We start from the raw sequence: 16,175 nt of genomic DNA on the forward strand, positions 1-16,175 counted from the left end.
AGTGGCTTACCGCAACCATCCAGCAAGCGCCGTTCTTGCCGCGCGCCCATCCGCCGCCGATCGAGCCATTTGCCTCGAATCGTCCAACCCCGAAAGCACGCTTGATTGACAAGGCAAAAGTACGAGTTATCCACAAGGTTATTCAGTAAATCTGTGGATAACTTTATCGGCGGCGGGGTTATCCACCGGTGGTCTTGCAGGACACCTTCCCGCGCCGTCGACAACGCGCGTTTTTTGCCCTTGGCGACGTCATCCGGCGCGGCTTTGCCTATGATGGACAGTTCATCCCTTTCGCGCGTCAAGCGCCTTTCGTTGAGGAAGTGAACATGGCCTATCACATCGCAGTCGTCGTCGGCAGTCTGCGCCGCGAGTCGTTCAACCGCCAGTTGGCGCAAGCCGTGGTGTCCCTCGCGCCGGCCGATTTCACGTTCGAATTCATCGACATCGGTTCGTTGCCGCTTTACAGCCAGGAATACGACGCCGACTACCCCGAGGCCGGCAAGCACTTGAAGCAGCGCGTCGAAGCCGCCGACGGCCTGCTGTTCGTCACGCCCGAGTACAACCGCTCGATACCCGGCGTGCTGAAGAACGCGATCGACTGGGCATCGCGCCCGTGGGGCACCAATTCGTGGGGCAACAAGCCCGGCGCGGTGATCGGCACGTCGGTCGGCGCAACCGGCTCGGCGCTCGCACAACAGCATCTGCGCAATGTGCTGGCGTATCTCGACGTCGCGACGTTGGGTCAGCCCGAAGTGTTCATCAAGCACGACCCGGCGGTCATCAACGAAAAAGGCGAGATCCTGAACGACGGCACGCGCAAGTTCCTGCAGACCTTCGTCGACCGTTACGTCGCGTGGGTCAAGCGGCATACCGCCGCCTGACGATTCCGCCAGCGCCGAACCCGCCGTTGACCGATGCGGCGGCGTTGCCGCACCTCAGGCACGCCGCCGCGACCGCCTTCCCTATACGTGGTGATGCCCCGTCACCCGTTCCCAGCCGTGGCGCACGGCGAGCTTGAAGCGCTCCCACGTGCTTTCCGTCGACGTGGTTTCCCAATGACGACGGGCCTCCGGCTCGATGTCGTCCCACGGCCTGTCGCGGAAACGCATGTCGTTGCCGATCTCCGCGCCATAGCGATAAGCGGGCACGTAGTCTTCGTAGCGCGAATTTTCGGCTGCATATTGCTCGTCGTAGTGGTTGCGGAAGTCTTCCTCGTATTCCAGATATTCGTTCGGAATCTGGCCGCCCAAACCGGCGGTCGGCTCATCAGCGTTAGGGACCACCTCCGACGGACGCATGACCGCGCCGGAACCCGGCACGGAACCGGCGGCGATCGCGCTGCGTCCCGCGTCGCCCGTCAGCGGCTCCCTGATCGGCTCATTGACCGGGTCCGCCGTCGGCCGTTCGTTGGGCGGCGGCGGCACGAACCGTTCGGCCTCGGTACTGCGCGAGGGCGAGGTGTACATCGGATCGGCCGTCGATGTGGACCGCGCGGTGCTTCCCGGCATCGCTTCGCCGGGCGTCGTCACGCCGGGCGCGGCCGCGCCCGATGCGTTCGGTGTACGCTGCGCGCCGCGCGCCGCGGTGCCGATGCCCAGTTCGTCGAGCACCGAATGCTCGCGCGCGGCCTCCGGTGACACATCCTGATCCGGCGAGCGTTCGCCGACGTCGGTTGCGCCGAGCCGCCTGAACGTGTTGCGGGCGAGTTCCGCGTGCGATTCGCTCGCCGCGTTCACGCAGACCAGCACTGCGCCGCGCCGAATGGCTTCGGCGTAACGCGACTTCTCCGCCTCACGCGAACCGCTTGAGAACAGGCTGGACAGAAAGCGTTCGATGTTGGCGAGCACGCCCGAGCCCGCGACTTCGCCGGTGGCCGATCCGACGGACGGCCCCTCGTTCGCCTGCAATTCGATGGTGTCGCGTGCGAAGCCGGTTTGCACGAGCGTGTCGCGGGCGGCTTCCGCTTGAGAATAGGTGTCGAATAAACCAATCACGGCGTGTCGCATGGCTGTCTCCCGACATATTGAGGCGAGCGGCGGAACGCGCCGCCCTTCTATTTCCTCTGCCTTGCAACGATCGTGCCGGCATCTGCCGATGCGGCCGCGCGCCCGCTGTGAGCCCGCCGATCAACATGTCGGGCAAACGCGCACGCCATGCCGCTTCCGCGCTTTTACAACGCCCGGTAAATGGCGCTAGCGCCGGCTCGAGCCGGTTCTATGGCGCCGGATGCGGCGCCGGATCGGTGTCCGATTGCGCGAGGTCGCGCTGGATCGCTTGCAAAAGCTGGTCCAGCAACGCGATATCGAACGGCTTCGACAGCACCCGCACGTTCACATGACGCGCGCGGTCGAGTTCTTCCGCGTAGCCGGTCATCAGAATGACCGGCAGCCGCGTATCGAACGCGAGAACGGCTTCCGCCAGATCGATGCCGTTCATCTTGCCCGGCATGTGAATGTCCGACAGCACGAGATCGAACGGCAGCGGCTCGCCGGTGCGAGCCTGCTTCGCATGCGCGTCGTCGAACAGACGCAGCGCCGTATCGGCGTTGAAGACGCAGGTGACCTGGTGGCCCATCATCTGCAGCAGGGCTTCGGTGCCCGCGGCCACCTCCTCGTTATCCTCGACGAGCAGAATGCGCAAGCCATGCGGCGCGCCGCTTTCCTCGGCGCGCGCTTCGGCCGGTCCCTCGGCTTCCGGCGCGGCCGTCGCGCGCGGCAGATAGAGACGCACCGAGGTGCCCGCGCCGACCGCGCTGTCGATCGCGGCAAGTCCGCCCGAGCGCTCGCAGAACGCGAAAACCTGCGGCAGCCCGAGGCCCGTACCCATGCCCTTGGCCTTGGTCGTGAACAGCGGCTCGAAGGCGCGCGCGAGCACGTCGGGCGCCATGCCGGCGCCGGTGTCCTCGAGCGAGAGTTGCACGAAGTCGCCGGTCAGCGGAAAGCCGTCTTCGTGACGGAAATGGATGTTGGTGGCCCGCACGGTGAAGCGCCCGCCGTTGGGCATGGCGTCGCGCGCATTCACGGCGATGTTGATCAGCGCCAGTTCGAGTTCCGCCACGTCGACGCGCATCGGCCAGATGCCGGCGGCGACGTCGATCACCAGCGAAATCTTCGCGCCGAGCGACGCGCGCAGCAATTCGCGGCAGGCCGGCAGCCAGCGTTCGAGCGCCAGCGTCTCGTTGCGCAACGGCTGCTTGCGCGCGACACCGAGCAATTGCCGGGTCAGCGACTGACCGCTCTTGAGCGCCCGCTCCATCGCCGACAGTTCACGATCGAGGCCGGGCGCGCCGCGCCGCCGCGCGATCTGCAGGTTGGCCGAGACGATCATCAGCAGATTGTTGAAATCGTGCGCGACGCTGCCGACCAGCGTGCCGAGCGCCTCCATCTTGCGCGATTGCCGATACGCGGATTCGATCGAGCGGCGCATCGACGCTTCGGCCTGCCAGCGCTCCCACGCTTCCTCCTCGGCCCCCAGGCGCCGCAGCGACAGCCAGATCACGCACCACAGCGCAATCGACGGCGTGAACAGCGACAGCAGCAGCACGCTGAGATGCCGGTACCACGCCGCCCAGATCGCCGACGCGCGATACCCGCACAGCACGTACACCGGATACGAGCCGACGTGCCGGTAAGCGACGATCAATTTCTCGCCGTCGATGTCGGAATGCGTGCGCACGACGCCGGCCCGCCGCCCCTGCGCGAACGCTTCGGCGAGCGGCGATTGCGCCGGCATTGCGCTCGGCTCGCGCGGGCTGCGCGGATAGTGAGCGAGGATCGCGCCGTCCGTGCGTACGAGGGTCATCGTCATGGCCGTGCCGTCGCTGCCGCCGAGCAGTTCGCGGTAAAACGCGCTGAAATAGCTGGGCCGCAGCGCCACCGAGACCATGCCCGCGAACGCGCCGTCGGCGCCGCGCCGCTCGACGCCCATGTTGAACACCTGTTCGCCGGCGACGTGCCCCGTCATGACCTTCGACACGTGTTCGAGGTCGCGCCCGTCGCGAATGCCGGTGAAATCCTCGCGCCCGGCCACCGAGAGCGTCGGCACGGGATAGAAACGGCTGCTCGCGAGCAAGCGGCCATCGCGCCCGAAGATCGACACCGCGGCCACCTGCGGATAGCCGCCGCCCATCACGCGCAGCTTCTCGTGAATGTCGGCCTCGCGCGCGCTGATGCCGTCGTCGGTCAGATCCTGTGCGAGATCGACGATGCGCGAGTCGAGCGTCTCGTTCATGTCGAACACTTTCAGCGCGTGTTCTTCCGCTACCCGCACCGTGCGCAGCGCCATGTCGGTGGCGTCGGCCTCGCGCGCGCGGAAGTCGCTGAACGCCATGGCCGCGACATACACGCATGGCAGCACGATCGCGGCGATCAGAAGCGCGATCAGGGTGAGGCGCCGCACCTGGAAGTTCTGTTCCGGCACGGCGGGGAACAACGCCTCGTCCTGCCGGTTAGCGGAAAGGCGGCTCGCTTGAGACGGGTCGAACCGGTCAGGTGTCATTTTTCGATCGTGCTAAATGCGTTCGGCGCGAGGAGGCGGTGAGTCGGCATGATACGAGAAGCATAGACGCGCAGCGGCGGTAGAAGTTACCGCGATGACCCAGCATGCATTCGGCCCACACCTATTTGTCTGTTTTTTTAAACAGTGACGAATCGAGAAGCGCAAACGTACACAAAAGTATAAATATAAAAAATTGGCATCCGATGCTAATAAAATATGTTCAAAATTCGCTTGAAGCAGGAAAAAACGATTAGCGAACATCGAATTGTCGTGTTGCCTTTCCGCTGATTTGCTTCGAAAATCGACGCCACGATAAAAAATGCGCCCGCCATGTTCGGACGCATCTGCCGCGAGGGCCGCCGCACCATGCGTACAACGCGTGAGGGAAGGCGTTCGCGGAAACACGCGCGCGGCAAGAGACCATCCGATCCATCGAGCCGCGCGGGATTCCTCTACGGGGTAGGCTTCGAACATGCCGGTCATCGCCGTCGTCCACCGTGCGCGCACGCATCCCTGCATGCCCGACGGTTCCGCCATGCGCATCCCGCCTCACGCGCGCCCCGCTCGCCCGCAACGTGCATTCCCGCAAGCCGCGGCGCATCTTGCCGCCGACCGGCACATCACGCGCTAAAGAAAACGCCCCATCCGCCGATAACACGCAAGAGCTAATACCGCACTCCCACCGCCCATGCCTTTGCCTATCGTGATCGCCGATGATTCGCTGCTTGCCCGCAAAGTGCTCACCAAGGCATTGCCGCCGGACTGGGATGTCGACGTGTCGTACGCGTCGAACGGACGCGAAGCGCTGCGCCTCTATCGCGAAGGCAAGGCGTCGGTGATGTTCCTCGACCTGACGATGCCGGACATGAACGGCTACCAGGTGCTCGAAGCGTTGCAGCATGAGGATCTCAACACATTCGTCATCGTCGTGTCCGCCGATGTTCAGCCGATGGCCCAATCGCGCGTGCGCGCGCTCGGCGCCGCCGCGTTCATCGCCAAGCCGGTGACGCCCGCGGCGGTACTTCCGATCCTCAAGGAGTACGGGTTGTATGTCTGAGCGAGCCCTCACTGAAGATCAGCGCGACGCGCTGCAAGAGGTCGCCAATCTGGCGATGGGCCAGGCCGCGACGCGTCTCGCGCGGCTGCTCGATGCGTTCATCGAATTGTCGGTGCCGCGCGTGCGGGTGGTCGGCGTCAGCGAAGCGGCGCAAACGCTGCGCGAGATGACCGGCATTCAGGACACGGTGAGCGCGGTGCGCCAGGGCTTTCGCTCGGACATCAAGGGCGAGGCGCTGGTGATCTGCCGCAGCGACAGCATCGAGCAATTGTGTTCGCTCGTCAGCGATCCGTACTCGCGTTCGGCCTACGAGGCGGTGAGCCAGCAGGAGCTCGTGTTCGACGTCGCCAACGTGCTGACGGGCGCGTGTGTGTCCAGCATTCTCGACCAGCTCGGCCGCACGCCGGTGTTCTCGGCGCCCGGCCTGCTCGGCGAGGCCATGACGCTCGAGGAAGTGTTTCAGCCGGGCGTGCTGCAATGGGAAGTGGCGTTGCTCGTCGAAGTGAACTTCGCGCTCGAGGACCAGAGTTTTCGCGCGCACCTCGTGATGTTGATGGCCGAGGAATCGATTCGCCATATGAACGGAGCGCTCGACGCGCTGTTGTCCAGCCTATGACTGTGTCCGTGGATTCGCTCAGCGATCTGGTGGTTGAACGTGTCGGCTTCGGCATCTTCGTGCTCGATCGCGAGATGAACGTGCTCATGTGGAACCGCTTCATGCAGGACCACAGTGGCTTGCCCGCGGAGCAGATGGTCGGCAAGTCGCTCTTCACGCACTTTCCGGAACTGCCGCGCGTGTGGCTCGCGCGCAAGATCGAAAGCGTGTTCCAGCTCGGCAGCTTCGCGTTCAGTTCGTGGGAGCAGCGCCCGTATCTGTTCAAGTTCGATCACGACCGGCCGATCACGGGCGGCGTCGACTTCATGCAGCAGGACTGCACCTTCATGCCGCTCATGCGTGATCGCGAAGTGGTGGCCGTGTGCGTGACCATCTCCGACGTCACGCACGTGAGCATCGTGCAGCGCGAACGCGAGGAGGCGGTCGCCAAGCTTCAGGAATACGCGGACCGCGACGGTCTCACGGGCATCGCCAACCGGCGCTTCTTCGAAGCGCGCCTGCGCGACGAATACACGCGCTGGCAGCGCTACGGCGGCGACATGTCGGTGCTGCTGTTCGATCTCGATCACTTCAAGAAGATCAACGACCAGTTCGGCCACGGCGTCGGCGATACGGTGCTGCGCGTCATGGCGCAGCGGGTCGCCGGGGTGGTGCGGGCCCAGGACACGTTCGGGCGTTTCGGCGGCGAGGAGTTCGCGTTGCTGTTGCCCTGTACGCCGCTTGACGACGCTAAGCGGGTCGCCGAAAAAATCCGCTGCACGATCGCCGATACGCCGGTCGAAGTGCAGGGCACGAGCGTGCCGGTGACGGCGAGCGTCGGCGTGGCGGCGGCGCGCGTGGGTGCGCCGGCCTACGACGTGCTCATCAACGAAGCCGACGCCGCGCTTTACAGCGCGAAGCGGCAAGGGCGCAACCGCTCGGTGGCGTTCGTCTGACGGCGCGGCGTTTGCGCGCGTGGCGGGTGCCGTAAGCCGACACCCTGCACGAGGGTAGTATCGCGCTACGGCCGGACGGGCTTTCGGTCGTGCCCGGCTTCCAGCCCTGTATTGACCCCGCGATTCTGCGGCATCTCAGAAACGTTGCTATACTTTTCGCCGTTTCCGGCGTCCCTGCCGGGTGTTTCGCGCGTGTCCGCGCGCGCGGGCCGCGTGCCCTGCGGGTAGGCATTAAAACTTCTTGAACGCCTTTCAGCGGGCGCCTCCAGCGGAGATCGTCTTGGCTGTTTCCAATCTTGTCGTGGACGATACAGAAATCGACGCCGCTGCCGCCACCTCCGGCAGCTCGTTCTATATCGCAATGCGCATCCTGCCGGCCGCGCAGCGCGACGCGATGTATCAGGTCTACGCTTTCTGCCGCGCCGTCGACGACATCGCCGACAGCGATCTGCCGCGCGCCGAACGCGCCGCCGCGCTCGAGCGCTGGCGCGCCGACATCGACGCGTGCTACGCCGGCGCGCCGCGCGCTTCGTTGCGCGCGCTGACGCGGCACATTCACACGTTCCATCTGCAACGCGAGGATTTCCACGCGATGATCGACGGCATGGCGATGGACGCCGCCGCCGACCTCTGCGCGCCCAACGAAGCCACGCTCGACCTCTACTGCGACCGCGTGGCAAGCGCGGCGGGCCGTCTATCGGTGAGGATATTCGGGATGCAGGACGAGCCGGGCCGCCTGCTCGCGCACCATCTCGGCCGCGCGCTGCAACTCACCAACATCCTGCGTGATATCGACGAAGACGCCGGCATCAACCGCTGCTATCTGCCGCGTGAGTTGCTGGCGCGCGAAGGCATCGCCATCGAGAGCCCGGCGCAGATCGCCGACGACCCGTCGCTGCCGCGCGTTTGCGCGACGCTCGCCGAGCGCGCCAAGGAACACTTCGCCGCCTCCGACGCCGTCATGAACCGCGAGCCGCGCGCTCAGGTGCGCGCGCCGCGCATCATGTCGGGCGTCTATCGCGTACTGCTCGATCGCACGCTCGATCGCGGCTTCGACATTCCGCGCACGAAGGTCAGCAAGCCGAAGCTGCGCATGCTGTGGATCGTCGCGCGTTACGCGTTCTTCTGACCTGATGCAAAAGCTCGTACATGTGGTCGGCGCGGGCCTCGCCGGCCTCGCCGCCGCGGTGCAATTGCAGCGGCGCGGCGCGCAAGTCGTGCTGCACGAGGCCGCCGGCCAGGCGGGCGGTCGCTGCCGTTCGTACTACGACGCCAAGCTGGGCGCGACCCTCGACAGCGGCAATCACATGGTGCTGTCGGGCAACGCCGCCACGCTCAACTACGCGCGCGCGATCGGCGCCGCCGATGAACTCGTCGGCCCGGCGCAGCCCGACTTTCCGTTCGTGGATCTCGCGACGCGGGCGCGCTGGACCGTGCGGATGTCGCCGGGACGCCTGCCCTGGTGGATCTTCGATCCGAATGCGCGCGTGCCGAATACCGGGCCGGGCGAGTACCTGTCGCTGATACCGTTGCTGTTCGCCAAGCCCGGACGCAATCTCGTGCAGACCATGCGCTGCAATGGTCCGTTGTGGGACCGTCTGCTGCGGCCGCTATTTCTCGCGATGCTGAACGTCGAGCCACGCGAGGCGTCGGCCGAACTCACGAGCGCGATGGTCCGCGAAACGCTGCTTGCCGGCGGCCTCGCGTGCCGGCCTCTGATGGCGCGCAACGGACTCGGCAGTGCGTTCGTCGATCCGGCGCTGCGGCTGCTGCAACACGGCGGCGCGGCGATCCGGCTCGGCTCGCGTCTGCAAGAGATCGCGTTTGCCGCCGATAACCGCCGCGTGCACGCGCTGAATTTCGCGGACGAGACCATCGCGATCGAAGCGAATCACGCCGTGATTCTCGCGGTGCCGCCGCAGACCGCACAGACGCTCGTGCCCAACGTGCGCACGCCGAATCGCTTCGCGGCGACGCTCAGCGTGCACTTCGCCGTCGAGCCGCCATTCGGCTTGCCGCCGGTCACGGCGCTGCTGAACGCCACGGCCGACTGGCTGTTTGCGTTCGACGGCCGCGTGTCGGCGACCGTCTACGCCGCTGACCGCCTGCTCGACACGCCGCACGAAACGCTGGCGCAAACCGTCTGGGCCGAAGTGGCCCAAGCCGCCAACCTGCCGGCCGAGCCGATGCCGCCATGGCAAGTCACGCTGGAAAAACACGCGACATTCGCCGCGCTGCCGGATCAGGAAATGCTGCGTCCCGGCACGCGTACTCGCTGGAACAATTTGATGCTCGCGGGCGACTGGACGGCCACCGGCCTGCCCGCGACGATCGAAGGCGCGATCCGCTCCGGCCAGAAGGCCGCGGACACGCTGCTGAATCAACCGATGGAACGCCGATGAACGACTTATCCCAAGCCCAGCAGTTGGGCGCCGTCCCGCCAGAATTCGCCACCGAGCCGGAGCTTGATGCGCCCGCCGCCGCGCCGCAAGCGGCTGTAGAGCATGCAGCGCCCGATGTTTCGCTCGACGCCGCCCTCGACGCCACGATCACGCGCGCCACCGATGCGATTCTCGCCGCGCAGAAACCCGACGGCCACTGGGTCTACGAACTCGAAGCCGACGCGACGATTCCCGCCGAATACGTGCTGCTCGTCCACTACCTCGGCGAAACGCCGAACGTGGAACTGGAGCAGAAGATCGCGCGCTATCTGCGCCGCATCCAGTTGCCCGACGGCGGCTGGCCGCTTTTCACCGACGGCGCGCTCGACATCAGCGCGAGCGTGAAGGGGTACTTCGCGCTGAAGATGATCGGCGACCCCGTCGACGCCGAGCACATGGTCCGCGCGCGCGAGGCGATTCTCGCGCACGGCGGCGCGGAGCAGGCGAACGTGTTCACGCGGATTCTGCTCGCGCTGTTCGGCGTGGTGTCGTGGCGCGCGGTGCCGATGATGCCCGTCGAAATCATGCTGTTGCCCATGTGGTTTCCGTTCCATCTGTCGAAGGTGTCGTACTGGGCGCGAACCGTGATCGTGCCGTTGCTGGTGCTGAACGCGAAGCGGCCCCTCGCGCGCAATCCGCGCCGCGTGCGCATCGACGAATTATTCCGCGCCGCGCCGGTCAACACCGGCATGCCGGCGCGCGCGCCGCATCAGCATGTCGGCTGGTTCCGCTTTTTCCGTGGCGTGGACGTGCTGCTGCGCGCGGTCGACGGCCTGTTCCCGCATCCGCAGCGCGAACGCGCGGTGCGCGCGGCGGTCGCTTTCGTCGATGAACGGCTGAACGGCGAGGACGGCCTCGGCGCGATTTTCCCGGCAATGGCCAACTCGGTGATGATGTACGACGCGCTCGGCTATCCGGCCGATCATCCGAACCGCGCGATTGCCCGCCAGTCGATCGAAAAACTGCTCGTCGTCAAGGCTGACGAGGCGTATTGCCAGCCTTGTCTGTCGCCGATATGGGACACGTCACTCGCCGCGCACGCATTGCTCGAAACCGGCGAGGCGCGTGCCGAACAGGCGGCCGAGCGCGGGCTCGCGTGGCTGCGTCCGCTCCAGATTCTCGACGTGCGCGGCGACTGGATCTCGCGCCGCCCGAACGTGCGGCCTGGCGGCTGGGCGTTCCAGTACAACAACGCGTATTACCCGGACGTCGACGACACGGCGGTGGTGGCGATGGCGATGCATCGCTCGGCGGCGCTCACGCAATCCGACGTCGACCGCGAAGCCATTGCGCGCGCGCGCGAATGGGTGGTCGGCATGCAAAGCAGCGATGGCGGCTGGGGCGCGTTCGAGCCGGAAAACACCCAGTACTACCTGAACAACATTCCGTTCTCCGATCACGGCGCGTTGCTCGATCCGCCGACCGCCGACGTATCGGGCCGCTGTCTGTCGATGCTCGCGCAACTCGGCGAACTGCCGCAGGGCAGCGAGCCGGCGCAGCGCGCATTCGCCTACATGCTGAAAGAGCAGGAATCGGACGGCAGCTGGTACGGCCGCTGGGGCCTGAACTACATCTACGGCACGTGGACGGCGCTCTGTTCGCTGAACGCCGCCGGCATGCCGCACGACGACCCGCGCATCAAGCGCGCGGTGCAGTGGCTGCTGTCGATCCAGAACGAAGACGGCGGTTGGGGCGAGGGCGGCGAGAGTTACAAGCTCGACTACCGCGGCTACGAGCGCGCGCCGAGCACGGCATCGCAAACCGCGTGGGCGCTGATGGGCCTGATGGCTGCAGGCGAGGTCAATCACGAAGCGGTGGCGCGCGGCGTCGCCTATCTGCGGCGCGAACAGCGCGAGCACGGCCTGTGGGACGAAACACGTTTCACCGCCACGGGTTTCCCGCGCGTGTTCTATCTGCGCTATCACGGCTATCGCAAGTTCTTCCCGCTGTGGGCGCTGGCGCGCTTCCGTCATCTGAAGCGCAACGGGCTCACGCGCGTCGCGGTCGGGATCTGACGGATGCCGTTTTCGACATCGCCGTCAACCGAGGCGGGCGGCGGCAGCTTGCCGGTGATCTTCGTCACGGGGATGGCGTTCGAGGCGCGCATCGCGCGCGGCCAGGGCGTGGAGGTGGTCTATGCGGCGCGCGCCGATCTGCTCGAGCGCGCGTTGAGCGCGGCGGTCGCGCGCGGCTGTTCGGGGATCGTCAGTTTCGGAACCGCGGGCGGTTTGGCGCCGGATCTGGAGCCAGGCGCGCTGATCGTCGCCGAGGCCGTCGAGGGGCCATTTGGACGTCTGCCGACCGATCGTCCGTGGGCTGACAGGCTCGCCGCCGCATTTGCCAGCGGACCGCTGGCGGCGCGTCTACGGCGCGGCCTCGTGGCCGCTGTCACCGCACCGTTGGTGAGCGCGGACGACAAGCGCGTGCTGCATCGCTCCACCGGCGCGTTGGCGGTGGATATGGAATCGCACATTGCCGGCGCGACGGCCGCCGCGCATGGCGTGCCGTTCGCCGTGTGCCGGGCCATCGTCGATCCGGCGTGGCGCACGCTGCCGCCCGCCGCCACGGCCGGTCTGCGTGACGACGGCAGCACGGCGCTCGCGCCGATTCTGCGGGAATTGATGCGGCAACCGTCGCAGATCGGAGCGCTGATCCAGGTCGCCGCCGATGCGCGGGCCGCGCGGACTTCGCTGGTGCAGGCCCGGCGCGCAATGGCCGTGGCAGGCGCGTTGCTGCCGACAGCAGGCTGAAGCGGCTGCGAGCCGGAGCCGAGCCGCCGCTACGTCGAGCTGATCCAGCGCATTTTCTTTCCCACGCTGCGCCCCGGTTACGTGGGGGCCGCAATTCTTCCAGGTTTTGTCCTGTCTCCGTGGTGCGCTCATGTGAAGCGCACCACGGCGGCGCATTGCACGCCGCTACCGAATCGTTACTGCGCCGCCGGCATGGCGGCCGGCTGTTTCTCACCGACCGGCGCAACCTGAGGTGCCGGCGCAACCGCTCCTGACGCGCCCGCGGGTGCCGCCGCCGGCGTCGCCGGCGTTACGCCCGCTGCGCCGCTGGCGGGCGCAGGCGCGTCGCCGGGATCGGTGTAGTTAGGCACCCCCGCCGGAGCGCCTGTGGCGCTTCCCGAGGCTGCATTCGGCGCTTCTGCCGTATCGCCTGGGTCGGCGTAGTTCGGCAGGCCGGCGGGCGCACCGGCGGCCGCGCCCTTGGCCGGGATCGCCGGCGTGCCGGAATCGCCCTGGTCCTCGTAGTCCGGCAGCGGCGCGGCGTTGTCGCCCGTGCCGCGCAGACGCGCCCGGCGCTGCTGCGTGTACGCGTCGCGCACGAACGAGTATTTGTCCAGCGCGGCCTGTTGCAGCAGATCGGTCGCGCCCAGCAAATCAGAACGCACGCTCACGAATTGCAGCACGTACAGCGGATTGCGCTCCGCCGGCTCGATGTAGTTCAACGGATTGAATTTCACATCGACCACGAGACCCATGCTGTCGCGCACCGTGCTCGGGCCGAACAGCGGCAGCACGAGATACGGGCCCGACGGAATGCCCCAGTGGCCGAGCGTCAGCCCGAAGTCCTGATGGTGTTTCGGCAGGCCGGCCGGCGTCGCCCAATCGAGCAGGCCGCCCAGGCCGAAAGTGGAATTGAACGCGAAGCGGACGAGGTCTTCGGTCGCGTCGGTGATCTTCAACTGCAACAGGGCGTTGGCGGCGTTGCTCAGGTCGCCCAGGTTCGAGAAGAAGTTGCTCACGGCGGTGCGCAGCGGCTGCGGCGTGACCTTCTGATAGCCCTTTGCAACCGGCACGGCGATGTAGCGGTCCACCCCGTCGTTGAAGTTGAACACGGCCCGGTTCACCGGTTCGAACGGGTCTCCCGGCTTGCGGTCGGGGCCGGTCGCGCAGCCCGAGATCAGACCGGTGGCGGCGAGCGCCAGCACGGTGGTACGCAGCTTCATTCTGATATTCCTTTGTGCTTCGCGCGACGGGCGCGCGGCTTGCCCATCAGCACGGGTTGGAACACCACCGCGCCGATCAGAGTGCAAAACAACGAGAGCGCCAGCAGGCGTCCCATGCTCGAGGTTCCCGGATGATGCGACAGCCAGAGGCTGCCGAATGCCGTCGCGGTGGTCGCCGCGCTGAACAGCACCGCGTGCGTGAGGCTCGATTGCAAGAGGCCGGTTTGGCCGTTGCGCCACGCCATCACGAAGTAGATCTTGAATGCGACGCCGACCCCCAGCATGAGCGGCAACGCGATGATATTCGCGAAGTTCAGCGGCATGCCGAATACCACGCACAGTTCCAGCGTGACGAGCGCCGACACCAGCAGCGGCACCAGCGTGCGCAGCATGTCGCCGAAGCGCCGCAGCGCGATCCACAGCAGGATCGCGATCGACAGCAGCGCCCAGCCCGCCGCCTGCAGGAACGCCTTGATGATCGTGTCCGCCGAATGCAGGATCGAAATCGGCCCGCCGATCGCGCCGGGCTCCGCCTTCTTCACCGCGTGAGCGAAGCGGGCGAGCATTGCGTCGTCGTTCGGATCGGTGCCGGCCTGGACCTTCGGCGCGATGTCCACCAACGCGCGGCCGTCTTTCGAAACCCAGCCCGCCGAGATTTCCTTGGGCAGATTCTCGCGAGTGATCTGAGTCGGCTGCAACAGATTTTCCAACTGCTTCAGCGCGATGCGCAGCGGCTCGGACATCGCGGTTTCGGCGCGCTCGCGCACGGCGGCGTCGGCGGCGGCCAGCTTTTGCAGCGTCGCCGACAGATGCTTGGCCTCGGCGGCGCCGGGGCCCGGATGGTCCTCGGCGGCGAGCGCGAGCTGATTCGACGCGCGCTTTAACGCCGCGACGCGCAGCGCGTCCGTGGCTTGCGGCGCGGGGGGCTGCTGCAACGCGGGCAACAGTTGCTGCGCGGCGCTCGCGACCAGCATCAGCTTTTGCTGCTGCTCGGTGGGAATGAACGTGTCGAGCGTGGTGACGCGGCCCACTTCCGGCAGCGTGCGCAAATGCGCGGCCATGCGGTCGGCGTCGGCTTGCGAGGCGGCGAGCGCATGCACGTTGTTGACGGCGGCTTCCGGCGAATCCTTCAGCGAGATCAGCGTCGCCATGGACTCCGTATGCGGGTCTTTCAGATGCAGCGGGTTGAAGTCGAAACGCAAATGGGCGAGCAAGGGCGTCGCGCCGAGCACGACGATCAGCGTGCCGATCAACACCGGCTTGCGGTTTTGATCGAGGAAATCGTCGACGGGAGCAAGTTGCTTGAAGCCCGGCGAAGCGGGTTCGCCCGGTGGACTGAAGACTTTCAGCAGCGCGGGCAGCAACGTCATGTTGGTGAAGTACGCGACGAACATGCCGACGCCCGCGATCTCGCCCAACTCCGACACGCCGCGATAAGCCGTCGGCAGGAACGAGAAGAAGCTCAACGCGACGGCGACCGCCGCGAGCGTGAGCGGCACGCCGATGCTGTGCGACGTGTGCATGAGAGCCGCCGAAAGGCGGTCGTCGCGATTGCGCTCCTCACGATACTTGACCCCGAACTGCACGCCGAAATCGACCCCGAGTCCGACGAACAGCACCATGAACGCGACCGAGATCATGTTGAGCGCGCCCACCAGCATCAGGCCGAGCGCCGCGGTGATCGCGAGCCCGACGAACAGCGTGATGAACACGGCCGCGATCATGCGGCCCGAGCGCAGCGCAAGCCACAAGATGATGAGCACGACAATGAACGTGCCGATGCCGTTGAGCACCGCGCCGTCCTTGACCGAGGCGAATTCTTCGTCGGCGAGCGGCTGTTCGCCGGTCAGGCGGACCGTGGCGCCATAGCGTGAGTCGAGGTGCAGCGAGGCGGCGGTGTCGCGGATCGCCTTCGACGCGCTCGCGCCCGGCTCCAACGCGTCGTAATTCACGACCGGCTGCACGACGACGAAAGCGCGCGCCGGATGGGTGGCGGCGCTCTTGTCGACCAGCGCGCGCCACGAGAATGCCGCCGGCTGGCCGGCCAGTACGCGATCGAGCGTGGTCGCGCTTTGCGCCAGCAGATGGCTCATGTCGGCGAGCTTCACCTGGCCGAGCTGAAGCGGCAGCAACAGGCTCGTGGTGAGCGTGCCGGCGAGGCCGGTCAGGCTCGGATCGTGCGCAAGAGCGTTGACGAGCGGGCGCGACTGAACGAGTTGCGAAGTGGTCGACAGGACTTCTTCGGTTGACGGAAACAGCAGGCCGTTGTGTTCGAAGAACGGACCGCCCGCCGGCTGCGAAACCGCCACGAACTCCTTCGGATCGGCTTTGAGCGCGGCGGTGAGCGCGCCAGCGGCGGCGTCGGCGAATTCGGGAGCGCGCGCCTCGACCACCACCAGCACGGTTTCGCCGCGATCCGGGAAGGCCTCGCTCATGGCATGTTCGAGCGCCGACCATTGCGGGTCCGTCTCGATGAGACGGCTGATGTCCGTGTTGATCTTGAAGTGATGAGCGACGTAGATGCCGCTCAAAACGGCGAGCACGAGCGACAGGGCGATGATCCATAGCGGATGACGCACCGAATAGGCGACGAGACGGACGATGGATGACTTCAGCATGTAGGCGAGACGGGCCTTATCGCGGGTGTTGTTCTTGACGAAAGAGCACAAGTATACAG

The 16,175-nt window shown here is 66.5% G+C and carries 13 protein-coding genes; 8 read left to right on the forward strand and 5 right to left on the reverse strand.

Features of this window, described 5'->3' with window-relative positions; genetic code table 11:
- Nucleotides 1-326: 326 nt before the first annotated feature.
- Nucleotides 327-881 carry an NADPH-dependent FMN reductase gene (locus ACTJLC_RS17880; protein WP_073429734.1) on the forward strand — a complete coding sequence of 185 codons (555 nt, stop codon included), beginning with the start codon at nt 327-329 and terminating at the stop codon, nt 879-881.
- Nucleotides 882-962: 81 nt separating this feature from the next.
- Here the strand turns inward: ACTJLC_RS17880 and ACTJLC_RS17885 are convergent, their stop codons facing one another.
- The 3 genes from ACTJLC_RS17885 to ACTJLC_RS17895 form a co-directional block, all read right to left on the reverse strand.
- Nucleotides 963-2,006, reverse strand: coding sequence for a hypothetical protein (locus ACTJLC_RS17885; protein ID WP_310130740.1), 1,044 nt, complete (start codon nt 2,004-2,006; stop codon nt 963-965).
- A 208-nt stretch (nt 2,007-2,214) separates the two neighbouring features.
- Complete coding sequence (locus tag ACTJLC_RS17890; RefSeq protein ID WP_310130737.1) at nt 2,215-4,497, reverse strand: hybrid sensor histidine kinase/response regulator; 2,283 nt, start codon at nt 4,495-4,497, stop codon at nt 2,215-2,217.
- A gap of 12 nt (nt 4,498-4,509) precedes the next feature.
- Nucleotides 4,510-5,034, reverse strand: a complete 525-nt coding sequence (locus ACTJLC_RS17895; protein ID WP_310130735.1) for a hypothetical protein — start codon at nt 5,032-5,034, stop codon at nt 4,510-4,512.
- 151 nt (nt 5,035-5,185) lie between these two features.
- On the opposite strand from ACTJLC_RS17895, the gene ACTJLC_RS17900 reads away from it, so the two are divergent.
- The 7 genes from ACTJLC_RS17900 (at nt 5,186) to ACTJLC_RS17930 (ending at nt 12,296) form a co-directional block, all read left to right on the forward strand.
- The gene (locus ACTJLC_RS17900) at nt 5,186-5,554 is read left to right on the forward strand and encodes a response regulator (protein ID WP_073429651.1); all 369 of its coding nucleotides are present in this window, start codon (nt 5,186-5,188) and stop codon (nt 5,552-5,554) included.
- Entirely contained in the window at nt 5,547-6,170 is a 624-nt protein-coding gene (locus ACTJLC_RS17905) for a chemotaxis protein CheC (RefSeq protein ID WP_073429652.1), read from the forward strand. The genes ACTJLC_RS17900 and ACTJLC_RS17905 overlap by 8 nt, the downstream gene beginning before the upstream one ends.
- Nucleotides 6,167-7,105, forward strand: coding sequence for a sensor domain-containing diguanylate cyclase (locus ACTJLC_RS17910; protein WP_310130732.1), 939 nt, complete (start codon nt 6,167-6,169; stop codon nt 7,103-7,105). The genes ACTJLC_RS17905 and ACTJLC_RS17910 overlap by 4 nt, the downstream gene beginning before the upstream one ends.
- Before the next feature lie 280 nt (nt 7,106-7,385).
- A complete protein-coding gene (hpnD, locus tag ACTJLC_RS17915) occupies nt 7,386-8,234 on the forward strand; it encodes a presqualene diphosphate synthase HpnD (protein ID WP_310126403.1) in 849 nt (282 codons plus the stop codon).
- Between the two features lie 4 nt (nt 8,235-8,238).
- A complete protein-coding gene (gene hpnE / locus ACTJLC_RS17920) occupies nt 8,239-9,507 on the forward strand; it encodes a hydroxysqualene dehydroxylase HpnE (RefSeq protein WP_310130730.1) in 1,269 nt (422 codons plus the stop codon).
- The gene (gene shc / locus ACTJLC_RS17925; protein ID WP_310130728.1) at nt 9,504-11,561 is read left to right on the forward strand and encodes a squalene--hopene cyclase; all 2,058 of its coding nucleotides are present in this window, start codon (nt 9,504-9,506) and stop codon (nt 11,559-11,561) included. The genes hpnE and shc overlap by 4 nt, the downstream gene beginning before the upstream one ends.
- Before the next feature lie 3 nt (nt 11,562-11,564).
- Nucleotides 11,565-12,296, forward strand: a complete 732-nt coding sequence (locus tag ACTJLC_RS17930; protein ID WP_310130726.1) for a phosphorylase — start codon at nt 11,565-11,567, stop codon at nt 12,294-12,296.
- A gap of 176 nt (nt 12,297-12,472) precedes the next feature.
- Here ACTJLC_RS17930 and ACTJLC_RS17935 read toward each other — a convergent pair whose 3' ends face one another.
- A complete protein-coding gene (locus tag ACTJLC_RS17935; RefSeq protein WP_310130722.1) occupies nt 12,473-13,498 on the reverse strand; it encodes an MlaA family lipoprotein in 1,026 nt (341 codons plus the stop codon).
- Complete coding sequence (locus ACTJLC_RS17940) at nt 13,495-16,116, reverse strand: MMPL family transporter (protein WP_310130719.1); 2,622 nt, start codon at nt 16,114-16,116, stop codon at nt 13,495-13,497. The genes ACTJLC_RS17935 and ACTJLC_RS17940 overlap by 4 nt, the downstream gene beginning before the upstream one ends.
- Between the last annotated feature and the right edge of the window lie 59 nt (nt 16,117-16,175).

It is taken from the genome of Paraburkholderia sp. 22099, assembly GCF_052045835.1.
Taxonomy (GTDB): Bacteria; Pseudomonadota; Gammaproteobacteria; order Burkholderiales; family Burkholderiaceae; genus Paraburkholderia; species Paraburkholderia terricola.

Excerpts from the sequence above, each read along its gene's own strand:
- ACTJLC_RS17910 (WP_310130732.1), top strand. The coding sequence starts at position 6,167 with ATGACTGTGTCCGTGGATTCGCTCAGCGATCTGGTGGTTGAACGTGTC.
- ACTJLC_RS17885 (WP_310130740.1), bottom strand. The coding sequence starts at position 2,006 with ATGCGACACGCCGTGATTGGTTTATTCGACACCTATTCTCAAGCGGAA.
- ACTJLC_RS17905 (WP_073429652.1), top strand. The coding sequence starts at position 5,547 with ATGTCTGAGCGAGCCCTCACTGAAGATCAGCGCGACGCGCTGCAAGAG.
- ACTJLC_RS17880 (WP_073429734.1), top strand. The coding sequence starts at position 327 with ATGGCCTATCACATCGCAGTCGTCGTCGGCAGTCTGCGCCGCGAGTCG.
- ACTJLC_RS17895 (WP_310130735.1), bottom strand. The coding sequence starts at position 5,034 with ATGGCGGAACCGTCGGGCATGCAGGGATGCGTGCGCGCACGGTGGACG.
- ACTJLC_RS17900 (WP_073429651.1), top strand. The coding sequence starts at position 5,186 with ATGCCTTTGCCTATCGTGATCGCCGATGATTCGCTGCTTGCCCGCAAA.
- shc (WP_310130728.1), top strand. The coding sequence starts at position 9,504 with ATGAACGACTTATCCCAAGCCCAGCAGTTGGGCGCCGTCCCGCCAGAA.
- hpnE (WP_310130730.1), top strand. The coding sequence starts at position 8,239 with ATGCAAAAGCTCGTACATGTGGTCGGCGCGGGCCTCGCCGGCCTCGCC.
- ACTJLC_RS17890 (WP_310130737.1), bottom strand. The coding sequence starts at position 4,497 with ATGACACCTGACCGGTTCGACCCGTCTCAAGCGAGCCGCCTTTCCGCT.
- ACTJLC_RS17935 (WP_310130722.1), bottom strand. The coding sequence starts at position 13,498 with ATGAAGCTGCGTACCACCGTGCTGGCGCTCGCCGCCACCGGTCTGATC.
- ACTJLC_RS17930 (WP_310130726.1), top strand. The coding sequence starts at position 11,565 with ATGCCGTTTTCGACATCGCCGTCAACCGAGGCGGGCGGCGGCAGCTTG.
- ACTJLC_RS17940 (WP_310130719.1), bottom strand. The coding sequence starts at position 16,116 with ATGCTGAAGTCATCCATCGTCCGTCTCGTCGCCTATTCGGTGCGTCAT.